At 38.8% G+C, this 7,509-nt stretch carries 5 protein-coding genes and 1 pseudogene; all 6 read right to left on the reverse strand.

Features of this window, described 5'->3' with window-relative positions; genetic code table 11:
• Positions 1-121: 121 nt before the first annotated feature.
• Positions 122-354: pseudogene (locus B3I52_RS15895) on the reverse strand (four helix bundle protein).
• Complete coding sequence (locus B3I52_RS01795) at positions 351-1,469, reverse strand: glycosyltransferase family 4 protein (RefSeq protein WP_293297957.1); 1,119 nt, start codon at positions 1,467-1,469, stop codon at positions 351-353. The pseudogene B3I52_RS15895 and the gene B3I52_RS01795 overlap by 4 nt, the downstream one beginning before the upstream one ends.
• Entirely contained in the window at positions 1,456-3,243 is a 1,788-nt protein-coding gene (gene asnB, locus B3I52_RS01800) for an asparagine synthase (glutamine-hydrolyzing) (RefSeq protein ID WP_293297960.1), read from the reverse strand. The genes B3I52_RS01795 and asnB overlap by 14 nt, the downstream gene beginning before the upstream one ends.
• A gap of 341 nt (positions 3,244-3,584) precedes the next feature.
• Positions 3,585-4,091 carry a UpxY family transcription antiterminator gene (locus B3I52_RS01805; protein ID WP_293297963.1) on the reverse strand — a complete coding sequence of 169 codons (507 nt, stop codon included), beginning with the start codon at positions 4,089-4,091 and terminating at the stop codon, positions 3,585-3,587.
• 9 nt (positions 4,092-4,100) lie between these two features.
• Positions 4,101-6,509, reverse strand: a complete 2,409-nt coding sequence (locus B3I52_RS01810; protein ID WP_293297967.1) for a GumC family protein — start codon at positions 6,507-6,509, stop codon at positions 4,101-4,103.
• A complete protein-coding gene (locus tag B3I52_RS01815; protein ID WP_293297970.1) occupies positions 6,509-7,213 on the reverse strand; it encodes a polysaccharide biosynthesis/export family protein in 705 nt (234 codons plus the stop codon). Before B3I52_RS01815 ends, B3I52_RS01810 begins: the two co-directional genes overlap by 1 nt.
• Between the last annotated feature and the right edge of the window lie 296 nt (positions 7,214-7,509).

Here is a 7,509-nt window from a genome sequence, read left to right on the forward strand (position 1 = left end):
AAAAGTAAGAGCCCAGCGGCGGCGAGCTTAAAAAAATATTTCAAACATCATTTCATATAGGTCTTACCTGAATTCGCGTTATGTTATGTTTTTGATAGAGAGGTTTTGCAGTGTATAAAAATTAGATAAATTCTTTTTTATGCTGTCGAGACTGTTCTTCAATAATGTTCGCAGGAACGCTACTTGCACTTCTCCGATTTGACTTGTAAGGGCGAATTGTTCGTTTACTGGAAAGTTTTTTGTTAGCTCATATACGGCTAAAGTAAGCTGATGGGCTTTTTTCCAGATTTCTAATTTGTTTTTCGTTGCTCGTTGTTGGTTTTTCGTTGTTCGATAGACGACAACGACCCTCAATTCAACAATCGCTCAACTCTCGCCACATACTGCTCAAAGCCAAAATTTTCAATGGACAATTGTTGCTGTGCTATTTTCTGCTCGCTTGTGGCCTTATTTTGCATTAGCGCTAAAAGCGATGTCCCTATTTCATTAACATCCGTGGGATTAACTAAAATACCTAACTGCCCATTCAACAGCGCATCGGTACTACCATCCCGATTGCCGCCGATAATTTTACAACCATGCGCAGCGGCTTCAATAAACACAATGCCAAAACCTTCGCCTTTGCTTGGCATCACAAATACATCTGCTAATAAGAAGTAAGCTGCCAGTTCTTCTTCGGCTAAATAACCAATCAATTTCACATTTGCATTTAACCCATTTGCTTCAATAAGCTGTTCAATGCGCAGTTGTTCTTCCGCATCGGCTTTGCCAGCAAGCAAATAAGTAAAGTTGTAGCCCTCTTTTTTCAAATCAGCAAGTGCCGTAATGACTACATCGTAACCCTTGTATTGCTCTAATGCGGCTAACCTGTTCAGTGTAAATAGCACTGGATGATTTTCCGCTAGCCCGTATTTTTCTAATAAATACTTGGGTTTAGTAAAAGCTGTTGGAAGATTTAGAAAAGGAGAAAGGCAATTGTTTAATACATTTATTTGTGAGGAAGACAATTGATGTTGTTCAATCATCCGCTGTTTGGTATAATTGCTTACCGCCCAAACCTCCACATTTTTTCTAATAAAACTGGTTTTCCATTTCGCTAAATTGCCCCAAACTTCAATGCCGTGCGCAAATAGAATAAACTTGGTGTGAGGTTTAAAAACGGAAATCAGCTTTGCTACTAACAAGAGGTTAATGTGCGATAAGATAACCGTTTTGCTATTTAAACCTTGTTTTAAGCTAGCGAGCATATAGGACAGCTTTTTGCCCGCAAATGCTTTATAATTAGCAATAGCACTGTAATTTGTGTCTAAGTCAGCCAATCGGTCATGCATCGAATAGTTGGCCCAGTCGCTTTCGCCAAACAGTTTACGCAACGTATAAATAAAATTTTTACATACTTTTTCTACACCACCAGTTAAACTAAAGGTATAAAGACTTAAAAAAAGTATGTTGCTTTTAGGGTTTAACACGATAAAATACTTGGTAAACTGCAAAAAGTTTAGACCAATGCAATTGGTTGTTCTTAAACTTATTTAGCAAACTCAAAGCTTCGCTGTTGTTTTGGTAATGTGCCGCCTTAAGCATGGGCTGGTAGCTTTTAAACCAATTTTGAAACGGAAAAGTAAAGCCTTTTTTAGGCCTGTTCCAAATGGCTTCGGGTAAAAGGTCTTTATAAGCGTTAATCAATAACGATTTTGGCTGTGCACTAAATCTTTTTTGGGTAGGTAAGGCTAAGGCGCCCGCTACAACATCCTGGTCTAAAAAAGGCACCCTAACTTCTACACCGTGCGCCATGCTCATGTAATCGGTATCTTTTAATAGCTGATTTTGCATGTAAACATTCATCTCAAACCAAGAAATTCTGTCTTCGGCGCTCAATTGCGCTACTTCTTTAGGGCTAGGGTAGCTGCTTAAAAGTCGTACTACTTTATTTTCGGGTACGCCTAAAAGTTTACTTACGGTGTTAGGGGTAAAAAAGCCTCGTAAAAAAAGGTATTCTCCTATCGGATTACTGTAGGCCAAAAAGCTAATTCTTTTTAGCTTATCGCTAGGCAGATATTTGGCTAGCCTTAAAATAAACCTAGGCGTTTTTTTTATGTTTTTAATCAATTGATGTCTTTTGAAAGACGGATAGCCTCCAAAAATTTCATCGGCACCAATACCCGATAGTACGGCCTTTAGCCCATTATCTTTAGCAACTTTGTTCACAAACCACGAGTTAATACCATCGTTTGAGGGTTGATCCATATCCTCAAAAATTTGTTGGATGTTTTGCTCAAAATCTTCGGCAGTAACGGTATAGCTAAGGTGTTTACTGTTAATTTGTTTCGAAACAATGTCTTGATAAGCTTGTTCCGAAAACTCCGGTTCGTTAAAGTTAATACTAACCGTATTGATGCTTTGTTGGTGCTGCTCGTTGGCAATGATACTGAGTAAGCTACTATCAATACCGCCACTTAAAAATACGCCGATAGGGGCATCAGCAATTAAATGTCTTTTAACAGCTGTGTCTAAAAGCTTTTTTGTAGTAATTAGCGCATTACTTGTTTCAATGGTGTTGGGGTAGTCGGCAGCAAATTGCGTAATGCTATGGCTTTGCGTTTGATGGTCCCAAGTTAAAATAGTGCCTTTGGCTAAGCTAAATACATCTTTTAAGGTAGTAAAAGGCGTTGGGATAAAGCCAAACGATAAAAAATAAATAGGCCAGTCTTCATTCATTTCCCAATCTTTGTTAAAAGCGGTAAATGCCTTTACTTCCGATGCAAAATAAAGTTCCTGATTTTTACTGTAGTAGTACAGAGGTTTTATGCCCAATTCATCTCTTACTAAAAAGGTTTGTTGCTTGTTTTGGTCTAACAATGCAAAGGCAAACATACCTTTTAAGCTTTTAAAAAAACTGGTGCCGTAAGCTTGATAACCAGCCAAAATCACTTCGGTATCAGTTTGGTTGGCAAAAATGTAGCCTTTTCCAATTAAATCTGCTTTAAGCTCACGGTAATTATAAATTTCGCCATTAAAAGTAATCCAAAGGTGATCTTGATAGGGCATGGGCTGCTTACCATTCTCGCTTAAATCTATCAGCGATAGCCTTCGGTGCCCAAAAGACATGCCTAAACTCGGGAAGGTCTGATAGCCTGCACCATCTGGTCCGCCTTTGTGTAGGGCATTACACATGAGCTGTAGCCGTGCTGCTCGCTCTTGCTCACTTAAGTTTTCACTAATAATACCTGCTATCCTACACATGTGTTCAGAGCGTTCCCGAAGTTCCGATGTTTGCGATGCGCTGCTTCCAGCTTTAGTCTTTCAGCTTTGGTCTTTCAGCTTTGGTCTTTCAGCTTCCAGCTTTAGTCTTCCAGCTTTGGTCTTTCAGCTTTAGTCTTTCAGCTTCCAGCTTTGGTCTTTCAGCTTTGGTCTTCCAGCTTTAGTCTTTCAGCTTTGGTCTTTCAGCTTTAGTCTTCCAGCTTCCAGCTTTTCCCACAGCTTCGCCCTTTCAGTCCCATTTTGGCACCTACGGTTTTAAGATAATCAATAACCAAATTAGTCAATCAATCAAATCAACTAATTATCACATCAATCAATCAAACTTACTTCAATGGCGCTATATAGGCCATCGAAGTTTTTACTTCTATTGCGTAACCTAAATTTTCTAGTTTTAAAACTAAGCTTTTTTTATTCTTTATCGATACCAATTCGGCAATCATGCCTTTAAACGGGCCTGCATTTACCAATACCTTTTCTCCAGGCTGCAGATCGTGTTCAATCAGTTCCAAATCTTCACCCGAAGCCATCAACAGCTTTAGGTCTTCCATTTGTTTGTCGGGCATAATGGCAATCTTTCCCGAAAAGTAGAGAAAGCGACTAATGCCCTGTGTCATGAAAACTTCTGCGTGTTCCTTGTTAGAGATGCGTACAAAAAGATAAGACTTAAATAAAGGCTCCTCCACAAGCTTCTTGCGGTCACTCCATTGTTTCCATTCTTTTCTAAGCGGCAAATAGGCTTCAATACCCTTTCTTTGTAGCTCTTGATATGCCTTTTTCTCTGCCCTAGAATTCGTGTACACCGGATACCACCTATACAAATGATCAATCATCAACGCTATTTACTTTTTCCAAAACTGCCACCATTTTTTATTGGGCCCATCGCTATAATAGCCACTACCGTAACCTGTACCCGAATAATCGGAATAATAATAGTAGTTGGCATAATAGCTGCCGCTATAATTGGTGGTATAATACCTACTATGTAAAATATCATTATCGAAAGCATTTAGCACAATGGTAATGTTCGATAAGTTAAATTCTTTGTTTAAACGTTCCGGAACTGTGGCCGCTTGGTAACGAGATACACCAGAGCGAATCACGAACAAGCTTACATCGGCCATTCTAATCAACGGAATAGCATCCGAAACCAGCCCAACAGGAGCAGAATCGACTATCACAAAATCGTATTCTTTGGTTAAATTTTCCAATAAAGCTTTCATCTTATCAGAATACAATAACTCTGAAGGATTGGGCGGTATCGGGCCCGCAGGCACAAAAGTAAGATTTTCTACTTCCGTTTTAAAGGTAATATCCGCCAGTTCGGCCTGGTTAGATAGGTAAGAACTTAAGCCCTTTAAATTACTCACCTTAAAAGTATGGTGTAATTTAGAACGCCTTAAATCGGCAGCAATTACAATTACTTTTTTGTCTATTAAGCTAAGGGTACTGGCTAAATTTACGGTGGTAAACGACTTGCCCTCGCCCGATATTTCTGAAGTAATACAAACAATCTTGCTTTTTTTCTCGGCAGCCAAAAAACTAAGGTTAGTACGTACCGAGCGCACCGATTCGGCAAATAGCGATTTAGGATTTTTAATAGATAGAATTTGTCTATTGTTCTCATCTATCTCGTCCTGATATTTCCTAATTACCCCAATAATAGGGATAGTAGTTAAGCTTTCTATCGTTTCCTTATCATAAATGTAAGGATTAAGCATCCGTACTAAAAAAATTAAACCTATGCCTACCACCAAACCAATAATAAGGGCACTGGTATAGGTCTTCTTAGCCACAGGAGCAATGGCGTTAGTGTTATAGAGTGCAAAATCTACAATGGTAGCTCCCGGGGTAATGGCCGCTTTACTAATTTGCGCTTCTAATTTTTTCTCAGAAAGATAAGTATATACTTTCTGGTTAATGGCCGCATTCGAGGTAAGGTTAATCAGTTCTCGCTCTGCCTTCGGAATAGTGTTAAAGGTTTGTTTAATCGAGCTAATTTGCTGATCAATATAGTTAATAGTCTTCTGGTTTTTTTGACGCTGACTGCTGGCATTGCTCACAAAAGCAGATTTAATGTCTAAAATCTGTTTGTCTATTTGTTGTACCTTGTCAGAACTGGTCTTATAATAAATTAAAAGCTCTTCACGTTTAAGTAATAGCGCATTGTATTGGGTAAGGAGATCGCCCAGCATAGGGTCGGTAATACCCTGTAGATTATAATTAATGGCGTTTAAGTTTTTGTTGCCTACAATCTCTTTTTCTAATTGGTTAATAAAGATGCCTTGCAGGTTTAACGTGTTTTTCTCCGTTTCTAAATCGGTCAGTTTCTTCATCACGTCTTGCCCCGTAGCCGAAATATCCAGTACTTTGTTGGCAACCTTAAACTGCTCTAGCTCCGAACCAGAAGACTTTACAGCTTTAGACATGTTCTGCTGTAAAGTGTCTATAAACTTAATAGTTTGCGTAGCCGAGATGGTTTTTTGATGCCTGTCGTAGTTTACATAAGAACGTAAAACGGCATTCAGCGCATCGGCAGCAAAATAAGGGTTAATGTCTGTTTGCGATAACGAAAGAATATTGGTTCCCTTGGTTTCGCTCATGTTTAGGCCGCTCGTTATTCTGCCTAAAAAACTAGCTGGACTGTTAAATTTAAAGCAATAAACAGAATTGTTCTTGGCAGTAAAGGTAGTGTTGTCTATTTTAAATTTGATGCCTGGCGCACTAATAATTTGCCCAATTTTATAAGTTTGAACAAGCTCGGTGCCATTCTCTAAACGGGTTAATTTAAAAGAAGTGGCATCAATAGGTTCGTATTCAAATAAACTTCTGGTAAAATTAGCGCTGTCTTGTTCTATAATGGCAATGTGTAAAGGCTTTTGCGGGTAAATATCGCTGGTTCTTACACGGCCCTTTAAATAAAAGGAAATCTTGTAGTCGAGTTCTTTTACGGCATTATTTAATACTTCCCTCGAACGAATTACAAACTGCTCCGACTGTAGCTTGTTGGTACGGTCGTAAGCATTGCGCACATTTAGCAATTCCGAAATTTCCGAACGTTTTTCTTCAAATTTAAGCGAAGAACTGGTGCTAAAAGTTTCGGGCGTGTACCACAAATAAATATAAGCTATTATAAAAGCAATAATGATAGTACTGGCAACCCAATACCACCTGCTAAGAATAATTCTAGCAATTTTAACATAGTCTATATCTTGCTGCACCGTGGCGTTTCCGTTAACTTGCTGTTCCATTACCTCGTTAAGTTATAAATAATTAGTCCGGTATTAATTACCACTAGACCGAGTTGTATAAAAGTAGAGTAGGCCTGAAAACTTTGGCTGCTTGCCGCTACCCTGCGTGGCTCAATATAAACTACATCTTTCGCCCGTAGCTTTAATTTAGGATTTTTAAGAAAGCTATAATCATTCAAATTAACCATAATAATCTCCGGATTGGCCCTGTCGCCCCTAAAAATACGCACCATCTTTCTGTTGGCACTGGGCGTAACGCCTCCGGCATCGCCCAATAAATCAATCAGTTCGTAATCTTCCCTGTCAATAATGTATTTGCCCTGCTTGGCCACCTCGCCTAAAAGTACAATATAGGCATTGGCAATACGTACATCAATTAAAGGTGCATTGAGCTCTTTGGCTTCGTAAGCTTTTTGTATGGCACTTGCTGCTTGGTTTCGGTTTAGTCCTGCCACCTTAATAGCGCCTATTTTGGGTAAAATAACTTCGCCGTTGGCATGCACCCTAAAAGTAGTATAGGTTTGTTGTTGGTTAACACTGCCATTCGTTTCGGCATCCCTTACAATCAATCGCATGTCTTGTACATTTCTAATAGCCAAGTCATCATCAGCTTTGATAAGGTTGTAATAATCGCTCCGATCGTCGTTGCCGCTATTAATTACCCTTACCGTGCTTACGGTATCTGCATCATAAGGTGTTTTCAATATGGCTTGCCTATTCTTAAAAGAACAAGAGCTCCATAATAATGCGAAAAAACACGTAAATAATAGTGTTGTTAAGGTTAATTTGTTGTAGTTCATTTGTTTGAATGGAGGTGCAAAATACAATTTTTTACATTGATTCAAGGGATAAAATTAAAATTAGCAAAATGGAGACTGCATCACTAAAGAATTGTTGAAGATGGTACTAAGGTCACAATAGAAGATTGCCAAACACGCAGAAACTGTTTAAATTTCAATAAGAATAAATAACGTGAGTTTTGGGTGTTATTTTTAGGCTA

The sequence above is a fragment of the Pedobacter sp. UBA4863 genome (assembly GCF_002399615.1).
In the GTDB taxonomy this organism is placed as follows: domain Bacteria; phylum Bacteroidota; class Bacteroidia; order Sphingobacteriales; family Sphingobacteriaceae; genus Pedobacter.

Bases quoted from the DNA above. Each gene is read 5' to 3' on its own strand.
- B3I52_RS01805 (WP_293297963.1), bottom strand. From the start codon at position 4,091: ATGATTGATCATTTGTATAGGTGGTATCCGGTGTACACGAATTCTAGG.
- asnB (WP_293297960.1), bottom strand. From the start codon at position 3,243: ATGTGTAGGATAGCAGGTATTATTAGTGAAAACTTAAGTGAGCAAGAG.
- B3I52_RS01810 (WP_293297967.1), bottom strand. From the start codon at position 6,509: ATGGAACAGCAAGTTAACGGAAACGCCACGGTGCAGCAAGATATAGAC.